The organism is Gemmatimonadaceae bacterium, from assembly GCA_019637445.1.
Lineage (GTDB): Bacteria > Gemmatimonadota > Gemmatimonadetes > Gemmatimonadales > Gemmatimonadaceae > Pseudogemmatithrix.
On sequence record JAHBVS010000001.1, the window covers coordinates 480,930 to 495,887 of the forward strand.

Consider the following 14,958-nt stretch of genomic DNA (forward strand, 5'->3'; position numbering starts at 1 on the left):
GCAAGGAGCATCGATGTTCGACTACCTCACGAAGGCAAAGACGGCCGGACGGCTCTCGATGGCGCCCGGCACGCTGACGAGCCTCCTGGTGCACGCGGCACTGGTGGTGGGGTTTGTCTACGATCGCGCCCAGCGCGACAACCTCGCGGCCGAGACCTGGGAGGAGACACCCCAGGGGCTGCTCTACATCGCCCCGCCCGACGTGAACTCGGCGGCCAGCCAAGTGCAGATCACGTTTGAGTCCGGTGGTGGTGCGGAAGGTACCGCGGATCCCACGGACGCCACCGATGGCCTTGGGGCGCGGGTACGCGGTTCCGGCCCAGGCGAGAGCGCCGTGGCCAGCGCCAGTTCCGATGACGCCCCCGAGCAGATCGCGGTCCCGACGGACGATCCGTACGAGAACGCGTTCTCAAGCGTCGAGGTGGAATCGGCGGCCGAGCGCGATCCTTCGAGCGCTGCGCCGGCCTATCCGCGCGAGTTGATGCAGGCCGGCATTGAGGGCTACGCGGCGATGCGCTTCGTGGTGGATTCGATGGGTCGGGTCGACCTCTCGTCGGTGCGCGTGCTCCAGACCACGCATCCGGAGTTCGCCGCCGCCGTGAAGGCGGCGATGCCCGGCATGCGCTTCACCCCCGCCCGCCTGGGCGACCGGCCGGTGCGCCAGCTCGCGGAACAGCTGTTCGCGTTCCAGATCCAGCCGACGCCGCCGAAGGTCAGCGAATCCGGAGTACCCGCCACCGCACAGGGACCTCGTAGGCCCTAACTTGCGCGGTGAAGCCGGCATCGGCGCCCACGACGCGATACCAGCCCGGGCTGCCGTGTTCCTTGAAGAGGAAGTAGGACTGATTCGACGGTGAGAGCACGGCGTCCGGGAACCAGCCGTAGCTGCGTCCGCTGAGGTCCCACACGCGCAGCGAGGCGCGGTCCTGGTAGCGCGGGTTCGGCGTCAGGTCGTCGCCGGCGTGTGAGAAGGTCCAGTCGAGCACCGCATCCGCCGGGTTCCATCGCGCCCCGAACACGTCCTGCATGCGCGCGCTGAGGCCACGCCGCTGCGAGATGCCGTCGCGCCCGAACCAGCCTTCGATGGCGCCGCGCGACACCGCCCGCAGCGCGTCATCCACAGTCTCGCCACTACCCATTCGCCGCAGGATGAGATCGCGCAGGAAGCCCATCGCGTTGTCGAAGCCGGCCGTCAGCGTCCCGCTGGCCGGCTGCGCGCGCAGTTGGAACGACGACATCTCTGGCGTCGCGGCCGGACCGCGCCACTGGTGGTTGGCGTCGAGGGCAACGCCCGCCCGCCGACGGACGAACTCGTAGGACATCAGGTTCGCGCCGCCTTCGACCGCCCAGAAGCTGGCGCCAGCCACCGACGGCAGCTCCGGCGACTGCCGCGTGGCGTGCATGTACTGCCGCTGGTGGTGGTGCGTCATCTCGTGCGCCAGGATGCCGGCCAGGCGCAGCGCGCTCGTCTCAACGAAGGGGTACAGCTCCATCCACGAGAACACGGTGTCGCCACCAATGTCGCTGAGTCCACGGAACTGCACCGGCGTCTCGCGTTGCAGGACGATGAGATACTGGCCGGCCTGGCTCGAGCGCAGCGGCGCGTCCACGAAGGTCGCCTGCCAGAGGGCCGGCATCGCGGAGGCCACGAGGGCGTAGGCCGTGTCGAGCTGCGCGAGGAAGGCGTCGTCGTCCTCCGTAGCGTCCGTCCAGCGCGCCACCGCGGCGTAACCGTCGTAGAGCCGCACGATGCGTGCGGGCCGCGCCAGTCCGCTGGCGTCGTCCTCGAGCAGGAACTCCTCGTCGAGTGTCCAGGGCGTCGCGCGGTAGCGCGGGCGGGCGTTCAGAACGCCGTCGCCGGCCTGCGCGGGGCGCATCACGTCCTGCGCGTGTCGCGACTCGGTCCCGGCCCGAAGCTGCGCATCCGCCACTGCGTCCGGCCCGAAGGGGTCCGCCTCCGGTGCGATGGAGATGCCCAGTGGATACGGCTCAAAGCTCGGCTCCGCCCCACTGCGCGCGCCCTCGATCGAACGCACGTCGAGCCAAGCCACCACATACTCCGCCCCAGCGACCGCGGCGAACTCACAGCGCGTCTGGGTCTCGCTGGACGGTTGCGCCGCCTGCCCGACCTCGAGCGTGATGGGGCGTGATCCGCAGTAGCGAACGCCATCCGCGCGGGGCGCGAGGCCGGCATCGCGGCAGGCCAATGCGCCGGTGGCGACGGCGCCCACAAGGAGCGCGAAGACCGTGAGACGAGTTGCGCGGGGCATCGAGAGCCGTACCCGCCGACGCGGCGGTGGCGTCACCGATTACGGCTCAGCGCTTCCGGCGCTCGGCGGGCTTCGGCCGGAACGGCATCGTCAGCAGCGCAGCCACCGTGCTGTGCTCCGCCGGATCCATATGCGTGTCAATGCCGTAGACGATGTCGCGCTCAGGCCGCGACTGGAACGTGCCGAAGAGGCGGTCCCAGATCGAGAAGATGTTGCCAAAGTTCGAGTCCGTGTACGGCAGCTCGAAGTGATGGTGCACCTTGTGCATGCCCGGCGAGACGATCACCCACGAGAGCGCACGGTCCACCACCGGCGGCAGCGTGATGTTGGCGTGGTTGAATTGGCTGAGCACCACACTCATCGCCTGGTAGAGGAACACCATCCACAGCGGCGCGCCGACGATCACGACAGCCAGCGCGGTGAAGGCGAAGCGCACAACGCTTTCCCCGGGGTGGTGGCGATTCGCCGAGGTGGTGTCCACGTGCACGTCGCTGTGGTGGATGAGGTGCAGCTTCCACAGTGGCGGCGTGTGGTGCGACACGTAGTGCGCCAACCAGGCCGAGACGAGGTCGAGCACCAGCAAGCCGATCGTTGCCTGCAGCAACAGCGGCATCGCGGGCAGCCAGAACAGCAGGCCAAACTCGTGGGCGATGGTCCACTCCGAGGCCTTCAGCAGCAGGAAGGCCAGCGCGAAGTTCACGACGATTGTCGTGGCGGTGAAGAAGAAGTTCACCAGCGCGTGCGACCACTTCCGGTACTCGAAACGAAAGAGCGGCAGGGCGCTCTCCCAGATCCAGAAGAAGGCGATGCCGCCCGCGAGGATCAGCGCGCGGTGCGAGGACGGGATCGTGGCGAAGTAGTCGGCGATGGCGGTCACGGGGCCTGGGCGCGGGACCTCCAAGGGTACTGGGCGGAACGCTCGGGCGGCAACCGGTCGGGTGGCCGCGGTGCCTGCCGGCCGCGAGGGAAACGACGACGCCCCGCCGAGGATGTCGGCGGGGCGTCGAGAGATTCCGGGAGTGGGCCTGGGAGGAGTTGAACCTCCGACCTCACGCTTATCAGGCGTGCGCTCTAACCACCTGAGCTACAGGCCCGGCGAGCCTTGAAATAAATCGGGTTTGGGGGTCCCGGTCAACCGGGACGGCTCCGACTTGCCGATGTTGGTCCACGTCGTATCGTCGGGCCAGCCCCACAGCCCCGAGGCCCCTCCTGATGTTCACCAGCGCGGAACGCCGCGAGCACCGCATCCCCGACGAGCGCTACGACGAGCTGGTCCCCTCGCTGCGCTCCGCCCTCCTGTCGGCGCACTTCGGACTCCGGGAGTCGAAGGAGTCGGTGATCGTCATCGTCTCCGGCGTGGACGGTGCCGGCAAGGGCGACCTCGTGCACCAGCTGAACGAGTGGCTTGACCCACGTGGCGTGGAGACCCACGCCTTCTGGGAGCTCACCGACGAGGAGCGGGCCAGGCCCGAGATGTGGCGTTACTGGCGGGCAATGCCGGGCCGCGGGCGGGTGGGCATCCTCTTCGGCTCCTGGTACACGCGGCCGATCATCGAGCGCGTGTACAAGCAGCGCAAGCGCCGCAGCTTCGAGGCCGCGCTCGAGCGCATCCAGCGCTTCGAACGCATGCTCACGGACGGCGGCACGCGGCTGGTGAAGCTCTGGTTGCACCTCGCCAAGGCCGAGCAGAAGAAGCGGCTGGAGGAGTTGGAGGCCGCCGACCGACTGGGGCCGGACGACTGGAAGCACTTCAAGCTCTACAAGCGATTCCGCGAGGTCTCCGAGCACGCGCTGCAGCGCACGCACAGCCGGGAGGCGCCGTGGACGGTGCTCGACGCCCGCGACCGACGCTACCGGGAGGTCACGGCCGGCAAGGCGTTGCTCGCTGCACTGCAGGCCTCCCGTCCGAGGCGCAGCAGCAAGGCCGCGGCGGCGAAGACGCGAAAGGCCGCGGTGGCGTCAACCCGCGACTACACCCCCGCTGCGTCGCGACTCGACTCGCTGGACGGCGCCCGCAAACTGGCCAAGGCGACCTATGAGCGTGAGCTCGCAGACCTGCAAGGCCGCTTGAGCACGCTGGCCTGGCAGGCCCGCGAGGCCCGCCACGCGACGGTGCTCGTGTTCGAGGGATGGGACGCCGCAGGAAAGGGCAGCGCCATCCGCCGCGTCACGCAGGCCATGGACCCGCGCCTCTACCGCGTGGTCGGCATCGCCGCGCCGACGGACGAGGAGCGGCGGCAGCACTATCTCTGGCGCTTCTGGCGACACGTCCCTCGCGACGGATCGCTGGTCTTGTTCGATCGCTCGTGGTACGGCCGCGTGCTGGTCGAGCGCGTGGAAGGCTTCGCCTCCGTCCCCGAGTGGGACCGCTCCTACGGGGAGATCAACGACTTCGAGTCACAGCTCACCGGCCACGGCGCGACACTGGCCAAGTTCTGGCTGCAGGTCAGTCCCGAGGAACAGCTGCGCCGCTTCCGCGAACGTCAACGCGTGGCCTGGAAGCGCCACAAGATCACGGACGAGGATTGGCGGAACCGCGAGAAGTATCCGGCCTACCTGGAAGCCGTGGAGGAGATGCTCGCGCGCTGCTCGCCGCCATCGGCGCCGTGGACGCTCGTGGCCGCGAACGACAAGCGCCACGCGCGGATCAGCATCCTGCGGACCATCGTCGGACGGTTGGAGGAAGCGCTGAGACGCTGAAGGGGGCGCCGCGAGGCGCCCCCTTCGTATGGCATCGCTGATCGCGGCAGGCTGCCGCGGCGCGCTATTCGTCGAAACGCCCGGGATGCGGGCGGTCGTCCTCGTCCTGGTCGTCGTACTCGTCGTCCAGGTCGATCAAATCGTCGTCGAGATCGTCGTCGTCATCGTCATCGTCGTCGTCGAAATCGTCGTCATCGTCATAATCGTCGTCGCTGTCGTCCCCGTCGTCGAGGTCGTCATCGTCGTCGTCCAGATCGTCGTCCTCGTCGTCCTCGTCGAGGTCGCCGTCAAAGCCATCGAGGTCTTCTTCGTCGTCCGTCGCCTCGAGTGTCCATGGCGACATCACGCTGCCCCGCATTGTCCTGATTCTCCCGGTGAGATGCCTACGGGCCGGCTAGACGCCGGCCCGTTCCTTCTTCGCTTCGCGGTTCGTGCGCTTGCGGTCGCTCATCTTGAGCATCCGCTTGCGCAGGCGAATCGCCGACGGCGTGACCTCGATCAGCTCGTCGTCCTCGATATACTCCAGCGCACCTTCCAACGTCAACAGGCGCGGCGGCTCGAGCTGGATGGCGTCGTCCGCACTCTTGGAGCGCATGTTGGTGAGCTTCTTTTCCTTCGTCGGGTTGACGTCCATATCGCCCGGGCGTGAATTCTCGCCGACGATCATGCCCTCGTAGACCTCGTCACCCGGCTTCACGAAGAGTGTCGACCGCTCCTGCAGGTTGCCCAAGGCGAAGGCGATGATTGTACCCTGCTCCATCGACACCAGCACGCCGCGGTCGCGGCCGCCCAGCGTGCCCGCCCAAGGCCCATACTCCAGGAACCGGTGGTGCAGGATGCCCGTGCCACGCGTGTCGGTGAGGAACTCCGAGCGGTACCCGAACAATCCGCGCGCCGGAATCTTGTAGACCAGGCGCACGAGACCCTGTCCAGGGTTCTTCATTTCGATCATGGACGCCTTGCGGGGCCCCAGCTTTTCGATGACCGTGCCCATGAACTCCTCGGGCACGTCGATGGCCAGTTCCTCGTAGGGCTCGAGCTTCTCGCCCTTCTCGCCGATGTGCGTGATCACGCGCGGCCGCGAGACCTGGAACTCGAAGCCCTCGCGGCGCATGGTCTCCATCAGGATGGAGAGATGCAGTTCGCCGCGACCGGAGACGGTCCAGGTGTCCGTGGAATCCGTCTCCTCCACGCGCAGCGCCACATTGCGCTCGAGCTCACGCTCCAGCCGCTCCTTCACCTGTCGCGAGGTGACGAACTTGCCGTCCTGGCCCGCGAAGGGGGAGTTGTTGATGAGGAAGTCCACCGAGATGGTGGGCTCCTCCACCGCGATGCCTTCCAGCCGGTCCTGGTGCTCAGGATCCGTGATGGTCAGGCCGATCTCGACGTGCTCGAAGCCCGCCAGCGCGACGATCTCGCCCGCCGACGCCGAAGGCACCTCGACCTTCTCGAGTCCCTCGTAGCCGAACAGCTTGGTCACACGGCCCGGCGCGCCCTTGGTGCTGTGGTCTACCGGTAGCAGGGTCACCGTATCACCGACGTTCACCGTCCCGCGCTCGATGCGCCCGATGGCGAGGCGGCCGAGGTAGTTGGAGTGGTCGATGGTCGACACCAGCATCTGGAACGGCGCCGCGGTTTCCGTCGGCGGCTGCGGCACGTGCTTGACGATGGTCTCGAACAGCGGCTTCAAGTCCACCGCCGGCGTGTCCATCGACATGGTGGACGTACCGTCGCGTCCGGACGCGTACACCACCGGCGCGTCCAACTGCGCCTCGTTGGCCTCGAGCTCGATCAAGAGATCCAGCACTTCCTCGTGCACGCGCATCGGATCGGCGCCGGGGCGGTCGATCTTGTTGATGCACACGATGACGGTGCGGCCCAAGGCTAGTGCCTTCCGCAGCACGAAGCGCGTCTGCGGCATCGGCCCGTCAAAGGCGTCCACCACGAGCAGCACGCCGTCCACCATGCGCAGGATGCGCTCGACCTCGCCGCCGAAGTCGGCGTGGCCTGGCGTGTCGACGATGTTGAGCTTGGTCTCGCCCCAGCGGACGGACGTGTTCTTGGCGAGGATCGTGATGCCCCGCTCACGCTCGAGCGGGTTGGAGTCCATCACACGCTCGGCGACGACCTGATTGGCGCGAAAGGCCCCGGCTTGCCGGAGCATCTGGTCCACGAGGGTCGTCTTCCCGTGGTCCACGTGCGCGATGATGGCGATGTTGCGAATCTGCATAGCCCTGCAATATAGCGGAGCAAGGCTCCGCAAAGTGGGGGGGGGTCCCCCCGTTTTTCACTCATGACTTACAACTCACGACTTACCACTTCCCTCCTCCCTCCTCCCTCCTCCCTCCGCCGTCCTCCGTCCTCCGTCCTCCGTCCTATCTCCGCCCCGCCCCCGGCTTCGCCATCCCGGGCTTGGCCGCCCCAGCCGCCCCTCCCGCACCTCCCGCCGGCGCATTGGTCGGATCCCCCTCCACGAAGCTGGTATCGAAACCCTTGGCCTTGAGCTGATTCACGAAGGAGCCCTTGTCCACCGACTTCATGTAGGCCTCCTTCGGCTCCACCTGCTTGCTCTCCACCAGCTCCAGCAGCGTGTCGTTCATCGTGATCATGCCGAGCCGCTTGGACGTCTGCATCATGCTCGGGATCTGGAAGGTCTTGCCTTCGCGGATCAGGTTGGAGATCGCCGGCGTGACAAGCAGAATCTCCCGCGCCGCCACGCGCCCGCCGCCGATCTTCTTGCAGAGCACCTGCGAGACCACACCCTTGAGCGACTCCGAGAGCATCGTGCGCACCTGCTCCTGCCGGTCGGCCGGGAACTGGTCGATCAACCGGTCGATGGTGCTGGCCGCCGTGGTCGTGTGCAGCGTGCCGAACACCAGGTGTCCCGTCTCGGCCGTCTCGATGGCGATGGCGACCGTCTCCAAGTCGCGCAGCTCACCGACCAGGATGATGTCTGGGTCCTCGCGCAGCGCCGCGCGCAACGCGCTCTTGAACGAGCCCGTGTGCACCCCCACCTGCCGCTGCGTGATGATGCAGTTCTTGTTCTCGTGCACGAACTCGATCGGGTCCTCGATCGTGATCACGTGGTCCGACCGTGAGCGATTTACGAGGTCCACCAGGCCGCAGAGCGTCGTGGACTTGCCCGAGCCCGTGGGGCCCGTGACCAGCACCAATCCCTTGGTCAGGTAGCAGAGGTTCTGCACTTCCTGTGAGATGCCCAGCTGCTCGGCCGTGACGATCGTGCTGGGGATGACACGGAAGACCGCCGCCACGCCCTTGCGATCGCGCAGCACGTTCGCGCGAAAGCGCGCCAGGCCGCTGATCTCGTAGGCGAAGTCCGTGTCGTTGGTCTCGCCAAACTCCTTCGAGTTCCGCTCCGGCATAATGGCGTGCAACAGCGCCTGCATCGTCTCAGGGTCGAGCTTCGGCTGGCCCTCCACACGCTGCATCTCGCCGCTGCGCCGCAGGATCGGCGGCTCGCCCACCCGCATGTGCAGGTCGCTGGCCCCCTGCTCCACCAGCAGGCGCAGCAGCTTCTCCATCGCTTCCTTCGACGACGACGGGTCGGCTGCGGCCGTCTTCACGTTCGGCACCTGGTCCGCCGTCACCGGCGGTTCGTCCGGCACCATCACGCGGGTGAACATCCCGGTCGAGCGCTGGAACTCACCCTCCGCGTCGACCTGCACGTTCACGGAGAGCTTCTCGCCCTGCAGCATCGCGCGCACCGCGAAGACGCTGTCTTCGCTGGAGTAGCGGAACTTCGTCGGCTGCTTGGCGTCCAGCGCCTGCGCCGACGCGGCCGGGGCGATCTCCTTGAGCAAGGCGACGATCTGCGCGCCCGAGAGCGGCTTGGTCACCGGCCGTTCCTGCGAGTCGACCATCAGCACCGCAGCCGCGCCCTCGGCGAGGATCAGCTCGTCGGCGCGGTTGGAGACCATCACGGAGAGGAGGCGGTCGAGTTGCGCCATCAGGAGTGCACCGGGGTGAGGGAACTGGCGAGCGGTTCGCAGCAGGCGGCGAGCGGCTCCCCTTCAAGCTGGATGGTCGTGTGCTGGATGCCAAATCGGGCCACGGCCCCGTGCAGCTCCTCCAGCACCCGCTGGTGGTCGCCGTCGGGGGCGATGGCGTGCGCACTCATCGCCACGACACCGGAGGTCAGGGTCCACACGTGCAGGTCGTGCACGGTCTTCACGCCGCGCACATCGAGCAGGGCGCCGCGCAGCGCCTCCACATCCACGTGGGCCGGTGTGCTCTCGAGCAGCACGTCCACCGCCTCGCGCACCAGCCGCCAGGCGCCACGCACGATCAACACCGTCACGACGATTGAGGCCACGGAATCCGCCTGCAGCCAGCCGAACCAGCGCACGGCCAGCGCGGCGATGATCACGGCCACGGACCCCAACAGGTCCGACAGGACGTGCAGATAGGCACCGCGGAGGTTGAGGCTGGCGTCGGCGCTGGCGTGCAGCAGCCAAGCGCTGAGCGCATTGACGAGCAGGCCGCCGACGGCGATGCCCAGCATCAGACCACTCTCCACCGGCTCCGGGTTGGCCAACCGGCGGAAGGCCTCCCAGAGGATTCCGAAGGAGAGCACCAACAGCACCGCGCCGTTGATCAGCGCCGCGAGGATCTCCCAGCGGAGGTAGCCATAGGTGCGCTTCGGCGTGGCCGGCTGCCGGCTGAACCAGGCCACGAACAGCGAGAGGGCCAGCGCGCCGACGTCGGTGAGCATATGGCCGGCATCGGCCAGCAGGGCCACCGAGTTCGAGATCCAGCCGCCCACCACCTCGGCCACCACGAAGGCCGCCGTGATGCCGCAGGCCCAGGCCAGCCGCCGCGTGGACTGGGTGTGGACGTGCGCGTGGTGCCCGCCGTGGGCGTCGTGCCCCGCGTGGTCGTGCCCCGGCCCTTCGGCGTGGTCGTGCGAATGGCCGTGCGCGACGGCGCCCCCAATCGGGGGCTCCGGCTGGCGACTGATTTGGCAGTCGTCGTACCTTTCGGTGATGTCGCGCTTGCTAGCCATCGTCGCCCTGCTGGCCCTCAATGCCTTTTTCGTGGCGGTGGAGTTCGCCCTCGTCCGGGCGCGGCGGTCGCGCCTCGAGGCCATGGTCCGCGGTGGCGACCAGTTCGCCCGCTTCGCGCTGACCGCGACCTCCCGTCGTAATCTCACCCGAGTCCTCTCCGCTGGCCAGTTGGGGATTACGCTGGCCTCATTGGGCCTAGGCTGGGTGGCAGAGGGGGCGCTGGGCCATTTCCTCGAGGGTTGGTTCGAGGGCCTGCCGCTGCCGCTGGAGCCGGCCGTGCGCATCGGCATCGGCGCGGCGGTCGCGATCACCATCGTGACCTACCTGCACGTGGTGTTCGGCGAGCTCGCGCCGCGCGCGCTGTCGCTCAACTATCCCGAGCACTTCGCCAAGTGGCTGGCGCCGCCCATCCTCGCGTTCACCTGGGTCACCTGGCCCTTCATCTGGCTGCTCAACGGCAGCTCGAACCTCCTGCTACGCGCCTTCGGGCAGCACGAGGTGTCCGAGGAGGAGGCGCCGCACTCGCCCGAGGAGATCCGCCTGCTGGTCGAGCGGGCCTCAGAGGGCGGCGCCCTGCCCGTCTCGGACGCCGAGATTCTGGGTGGTGTCTTTCAGTTCTCCGAGAAGAACGCCCGCGAGGTGATGACGCCCCGGACCAAGATCGTGGCCATTCCGCTCGAGGCCACGCTGGACGAGGCCGTCGCCGAGGTGGTCGAAGCGGGCTTCTCGCGCTATCCAGTGTACCGCGAAACGCTCGACGACATCGTGGGGATGGTGCACAGCAAGGACCTGCTGCGCATCCTCCGGAAGCCCCCGGCGGACTTCACGCTGCAGCAGATCGTCCGCACGGTGCACGTGGTGCCCGGTTCACGCGAGGTCGAGGAAGTGCTCTCCGACTTCAAGCGCCGCAAGGAGCATCTCGCGATCGTGCTCGACGAGTTCGGCGGCACGGCCGGCATGGTCACGATGGAGGACCTGCTGGAGGAGATCGTCGGCGAGATCCTGGACGAGTACGACGACCCGCTCACGACGAGCTTCAAGACGCAGACCGCTGACGGCACGCGCGTCATTCGCGGCGACGCGAACATCGGCGAGATCAACGAAGAGCTGGGTCTGACGATTCCCGACGAGGACTACACGACCGTCGGCGGCTACGTGTTCGGGCTGTTGGGCCGGCTGCCCGTCTCGGGCGACAAGGCCACGGGGGCGGGCGCACAGTTCACGGTGTTGGAGATGGACGGCCGGCGCATCCGCGCGCTCAGCGTGCAGCCGGTGGCGCCGTCGGAGGGCTGAGCGCCAGCCGCTGGGCGATGCCTGCGGCCATCAAGAGGGCGTGACGCATCGAGCCGGCGTCCGCGCGACCCGTCCCGGCGATGTCCAGCGCCGTACCGTGATCCGGTGACGTGCGCGGGAACGGCAGCCCCAGCGTGACGTTTACCGCCTCGCCGAAGCTGGCCACCTTGATGGCCGTCATTCCCACGTCGTGGTACGGCGCAATCACTGCGTCGAACTCGCCGCGCAGGGCACGCACGAACACCGTGTCGGCGGGGAACGGACCGGCAATGCCCGCCGCGCGCGCGGCAGGTGCGAGCAGGCGCTCGTCCTCGTCGCCGAAGCGGCCGCCGTCGCCGGCGTGCGGATTCAGCGCGCAGAGCGCGAGGCGCGGCGCGGCGATGCCGAACCACGTGCGCAGTCCATCGTGAGTGAGCTGCGCGGCCCGCGTGATGGCCGCCGCGTCCAAGGCCTGCGGCACGTCGCGGAGCGGCAGATGCGTGGTAGCGAGCACGACGCGAAGGCGCGGCGAGGCCAGCATCATTGCCGTGGGCGAGCCGGTCAGCCGCTCCAGCATCTCGGTATGGCCGGGATCGTCGTAGCCAGCCGCGTGCAGCGCTGACTTGTCGATCGGCGCGGTGACGATGCCCTGCACCGCGCCTTGCTGCGCCAGTGTCACGGCACGCTCGATGGCCTTGCCGGCCAGAGCACCCGCCGCCGCCGCGCCCGCTGGGTCGCCTCGACCCAGGCCGCCATCCCAACTCCCGATCTCGTTCTGCACCGGGCAGCTCGTGCCGCCCGGCCCCACAACCACATAGTCAGCGGCGCCCGCGACCTCGGGGTCGGCGAGCGCCGCACGTACAATCTCCGGCCCGATGCCCCGCGGGTCGCCCAGCGTGACCGCGAGCCGTGGCCGTGTCACAATCGAATGTCCACGTAGTACTCGCGGCGCAGGATATCGAGCGTGCGGCGCGTGGACTTCTCCTCCTTCAGCTGTCGCCGCACGCGCTCCTGATACTCATCGAGCGTCCACTCACCGGCCGGCTTGGCCTCCATCACCTGCGCCACCGCGAACTTGCGCAGGCCCGTGCCCGGGTCCGGCAGGCCGAACACCTCGGTGAAGGCCCCCGACGGCTTGTCCCGCAGCGCCAGGCGGTACTCGACCGGCAACGAGTCGACCGGGATGCCGTCCGGGATCACCCGCTCCTCGTTCATGTCGTGGTAGCGCGCGACGAGCGTGTCGTAGGGCGTTCCCGAGCGCCAGAGCGTGAGCACCGTGTCGGCCCTGGCCTTGGCCTTTTCGCCGTCGGCCGGCTCCATCTTCGGCGTGATGAGCACGTGGCGCGAGCGCACCTCGCCCGGGCGCACCCGGTCCACGCGGATCACGTGGAAGCCATACACGGTCTCGACCACCGGCGAGATGCGCCCCGGCACCAGGGCGAAGATCATCTGCTCGAACTCGACCACGAGGTCGCCGCGCCGCTTCCAGCCCAGGTCGCCTCCAATGGAAGCGGAGCCATCGGCAGAATACGCGCGTGCCACGGAATCAAAGTCCGCACCGGCATTCAGCGCCTGGCGAAGGGAGTCCGCCAACTGCCGGGCCCGCTCGCGATTCGCCTCGCTGGGCTTCGCCGTGGTCACGATCTGGCGGAACGACACCATCGCCGGCCGGGTGCCCAGCTGCGACTTGAAGCGATCAAAGGCTTCTTGCACCTCTCGCTCGGTCACGTTCACCGGGGCGAGTCGCCCCAGCGCGCGCAGCGTGTCCAAGGCCTTGGTCTGCAACTGGTCCCGCTGCGCCTGCTCAATGCTGCGGCGGCGATACTCCTCGGGGGTGCCGAAGCCCTCGCGACGCAGGGCCTCGCGATACTCCGTCTCGGACGCGAACTGCGCCCGCACGCGCTGCACGCCCTGGTCCACCTGTGCCGACACATCCTGCTCGGGCACGGTCAACTTGTACTCGTTCGCCACGGCGATGAGGACTTCCTCATCCACCAACTGGCCGAGGATCTGGCGCGCCACCGCCATCTGGCCGGCCGAGTCGCGCGGCACCTGCAGGCCCTGCGCGCGCGCGAGGTTCACGCGCTCGAGCACCTCGCTCATCAGGATGGGCTTGCTGGCCACCACGGCCACCACGCGATCCACGTCCACAAGCCGCAGGCCGTCCTGCGCCGCCACGGGGGCGGCGAGAACGGCCAGGAGACCGGCAACAACCAGGGTGCGCAGCATCACTTACGGGTTACCCGCCGGCGGCGCGGCCGGTGCCGGCACCGGAACGGCCGAGGAGGGCTCGGCGGCGCGTGCCGTCGAGTCCGCGACCGACCGCAGACGCGTTGCCTCGGCCAAAGCCTTGTCGAGGCCTGCCGTCACCACGCGGCTCTCAAACTTGTCGCGCAGCACCAGCGCCACCTGCTCCGGCACTTCCACATACTCACCCTCGTTGCGCAGCAGGCTGCCGAGGTAGGTGTTCACGCGCTCGGCGGCAAGCTTCTCGCGCGCGGCGCGGTCCTCTCCGGCCTCGGCCAGCTGCGACGGAGCCAGCTGCAGGCCCGTCATCACGCGCATCACGCCGCCCCAGAACGCCGCGCGCACGTCCGCGGCCTCCGTCGAGTCCAGCGTGATGTTCACCGAGTCCGCCGCCTTCAGCAGCAGCTCGCTGCGCATCAGGTTCTTCACGAAGATCGGGATGATCGTGTCCGGGGCAGAGAGCACCTGGCCACGCATCTGCGACTGCGGCGGGAAGGCCGCCATCCACTGGGCCACGCGGCCGGCGGTCAGGTTGCCGCGGCGCGAGGTCGCGACCACGCTCTTGTCGCCGCGGTAGGTGTCCACGTCCTCGGCGATCGCCTTGACCAGCTTCGGCGCGCTCTCGCGCACCTGCACATTCACGTCCTTCTCCAGCGTCTCGAAGAAGGTGCTCTCGGCGCGCTGCGCCATGTTGCCGGCGTAGGCCTCGTCGAAGTCGGCCTTCACCTCGGCGTAGGTGTGCCGGCGGATGATGTGGTAGCCGTACTGCGTCTCGATGACGCCGGTGATCGCACCGGGCTGCACCGACATGATGCCCTGGTCGAACTCCGGCACCATCTGGCCGCGCGGGAACACGCCGTAGTCGCCGCCGCGGTCCTTGGAGCCCGGGTCCTGCGAACGCTGCTGGGCAAGGCGCGCGAAGTTGGCGCTGGTCACCTGCGTGGCAAGGCGCTCGGCCTCGCGACGGATGGAGTCGTTCGCCGTCGTACCGAAGCCCTCCGGCTGCTTGGCGAGCAGGATGTGCGCCGCGGCCAGGAGTCCGTCGCCGGCGTTGTAGGCCGCTTCGAACTGGGTCGAGTCCGGCTGCGGCCAGTCCTTGGAGACCATCTCGTAGTACTTGCGCGTGCGCAGCTGCGCGATCGCGGACCACATACCCATGTCGGCGAGGGCGACCGTGCCCAGCGTGTCGCCGGCGGCGCCGGCCTGGCCGAGCAACTGGTAGTTGGTCCAGATCTGGGCGATGGTGCGGGCGACGTCCGGGCGCAGCGGCACCTCGGAGTTGGCCATCAGCTGGGCCAGCTCGGAGACCGAGAGTTCCTGGTTGCCAGCACGCGCCACAACATCGACGTGCGCGGTCATCGCGTCCTTGAAGGCGCCGCACGCCCCGATGGCGAGCACGAGGGTGGCGAGCAGCGAAGTACGAAGGCGAGTCATGGGGACCTGAA

The 14,958-nt window shown here is 68.4% G+C and carries 12 protein-coding genes and 1 tRNA gene; 3 read left to right on the top strand and 10 right to left on the bottom strand.

From position 1 onward, the window contains the following. Positions 1-13: 13 nt before the first annotated feature. The gene (locus tag KF709_02225) at positions 14-763 is read left to right on the top strand and encodes a TonB family protein (GenBank protein MBX3173197.1); all 750 of its coding nucleotides are present in this window, start codon (positions 14-16) and stop codon (positions 761-763) included. Here the strand turns inward: KF709_02225 and KF709_02230 are convergent. From KF709_02230 to KF709_02240, 3 genes are all read right to left on the bottom strand, one after another. After that, positions 714-2,270, bottom strand: a complete 1,557-nt coding sequence (locus KF709_02230) for a hypothetical protein (protein MBX3173198.1) — start codon at positions 2,268-2,270, stop codon at positions 714-716. The two genes, KF709_02225 and KF709_02230, sit on opposite strands and share 50 nt — an antisense overlap. A gap of 46 nt (positions 2,271-2,316) precedes the next feature. Continuing rightward, positions 2,317-3,147 carry a sterol desaturase family protein gene (locus KF709_02235; GenBank protein ID MBX3173199.1) on the bottom strand — a complete coding sequence of 277 codons (831 nt, stop codon included), beginning with the start codon at positions 3,145-3,147 and terminating at the stop codon, positions 2,317-2,319. A 143-nt stretch (positions 3,148-3,290) separates the two neighbouring features. Continuing rightward, positions 3,291-3,364: transfer RNA gene (locus KF709_02240), tRNA-Ile, on the bottom strand. Positions 3,365-3,482: 118 nt separating this feature from the next. Here KF709_02240 and pap point away from each other — a divergent pair. Continuing rightward, positions 3,483-4,970 carry a polyphosphate:AMP phosphotransferase gene (gene pap, locus KF709_02245; GenBank protein MBX3173200.1) on the top strand — a complete coding sequence of 496 codons (1,488 nt, stop codon included), beginning with the start codon at positions 3,483-3,485 and terminating at the stop codon, positions 4,968-4,970. A 64-nt stretch (positions 4,971-5,034) separates the two neighbouring features. Here pap and KF709_02250 read toward each other — a convergent pair whose 3' ends face one another. The 4 genes from KF709_02250 to KF709_02265 form a co-directional block, all read right to left on the bottom strand. Continuing rightward, positions 5,035-5,328, bottom strand: a complete 294-nt coding sequence (locus KF709_02250; GenBank protein ID MBX3173201.1) for a hypothetical protein — start codon at positions 5,326-5,328, stop codon at positions 5,035-5,037. 36 nt (positions 5,329-5,364) lie between these two features. Next, a complete protein-coding gene (gene typA, locus KF709_02255) occupies positions 5,365-7,200 on the bottom strand; it encodes a translational GTPase TypA (protein ID MBX3173202.1) in 1,836 nt (611 codons plus the stop codon). 145 nt (positions 7,201-7,345) lie between these two features. After that, positions 7,346-8,599 (bottom strand): type IV pilus twitching motility protein PilT, encoded by a 1,254-nt coding sequence (locus KF709_02260; GenBank protein ID MBX3173203.1) that lies wholly within the window; start codon positions 8,597-8,599, stop codon positions 7,346-7,348. A gap of 338 nt (positions 8,600-8,937) precedes the next feature. Next, positions 8,938-9,993: a cation transporter gene (locus tag KF709_02265; GenBank protein MBX3173204.1), complete on the bottom strand. Its 1,056-nt coding sequence runs from the start codon at positions 9,991-9,993 to the stop codon at positions 8,938-8,940. Between KF709_02265 and KF709_02270 the strand changes: the two genes are divergently transcribed. Then, complete coding sequence (locus KF709_02270; protein MBX3173205.1) at positions 9,974-11,287, top strand: HlyC/CorC family transporter; 1,314 nt, start codon at positions 9,974-9,976, stop codon at positions 11,285-11,287. The genes KF709_02265 and KF709_02270 overlap by 20 nt on opposite strands. Here the strand turns inward: KF709_02270 and pdxA are convergent. The 3 genes from pdxA to KF709_02285 are packed head-to-tail and all read right to left on the bottom strand — an operon-like array spanning position 11,253 to position 14,947. Further along, entirely contained in the window at positions 11,253-12,188 is a 936-nt protein-coding gene (pdxA, locus tag KF709_02275; protein ID MBX3173206.1) for a 4-hydroxythreonine-4-phosphate dehydrogenase PdxA, read from the bottom strand. The two genes, KF709_02270 and pdxA, sit on opposite strands and share 35 nt — an antisense overlap. Continuing rightward, positions 12,185-13,495 carry a peptidylprolyl isomerase gene (locus KF709_02280; protein MBX3173207.1) on the bottom strand — a complete coding sequence of 437 codons (1,311 nt, stop codon included), beginning with the start codon at positions 13,493-13,495 and terminating at the stop codon, positions 12,185-12,187. Before KF709_02280 ends, pdxA begins: the two co-directional genes overlap by 4 nt. Positions 13,496-13,498: 3 nt before the next feature. Further along, on the bottom strand, positions 13,499-14,947 hold the full coding sequence (locus KF709_02285; protein MBX3173208.1) for a peptidylprolyl isomerase: 1,449 nt from the start codon (positions 14,945-14,947) through the stop codon (positions 13,499-13,501). Positions 14,948-14,958: the final 11 nt, after the last annotated feature.

Coding starts and splice junctions, on each gene's coding strand:
- KF709_02250 (MBX3173201.1), bottom strand. CDS start 5,328: ATGCGGGGCAGCGTGATGTCGCCATGGACACTCGAGGCGACGGACGAC.
- KF709_02280 (MBX3173207.1), bottom strand. CDS start 13,495: ATGCTGCGCACCCTGGTTGTTGCCGGTCTCCTGGCCGTTCTCGCCGCC.
- KF709_02230 (MBX3173198.1), bottom strand. CDS start 2,270: ATGCCCCGCGCAACTCGTCTCACGGTCTTCGCGCTCCTTGTGGGCGCC.
- KF709_02260 (MBX3173203.1), bottom strand. CDS start 8,599: ATGGTGCCGGACGAACCGCCGGTGACGGCGGACCAGGTGCCGAACGTG.
- KF709_02285 (MBX3173208.1), bottom strand. CDS start 14,947: ATGACTCGCCTTCGTACTTCGCTGCTCGCCACCCTCGTGCTCGCCATC.
- KF709_02225 (MBX3173197.1), top strand. CDS start 14: ATGTTCGACTACCTCACGAAGGCAAAGACGGCCGGACGGCTCTCGATG.
- pap (MBX3173200.1), top strand. CDS start 3,483: ATGTTCACCAGCGCGGAACGCCGCGAGCACCGCATCCCCGACGAGCGC.
- KF709_02270 (MBX3173205.1), top strand. CDS start 9,974: ATGTCGCGCTTGCTAGCCATCGTCGCCCTGCTGGCCCTCAATGCCTTT.
- typA (MBX3173202.1), bottom strand. CDS start 7,200: ATGCAGATTCGCAACATCGCCATCATCGCGCACGTGGACCACGGGAAG.
- KF709_02265 (MBX3173204.1), bottom strand. CDS start 9,993: ATGGCTAGCAAGCGCGACATCACCGAAAGGTACGACGACTGCCAAATC.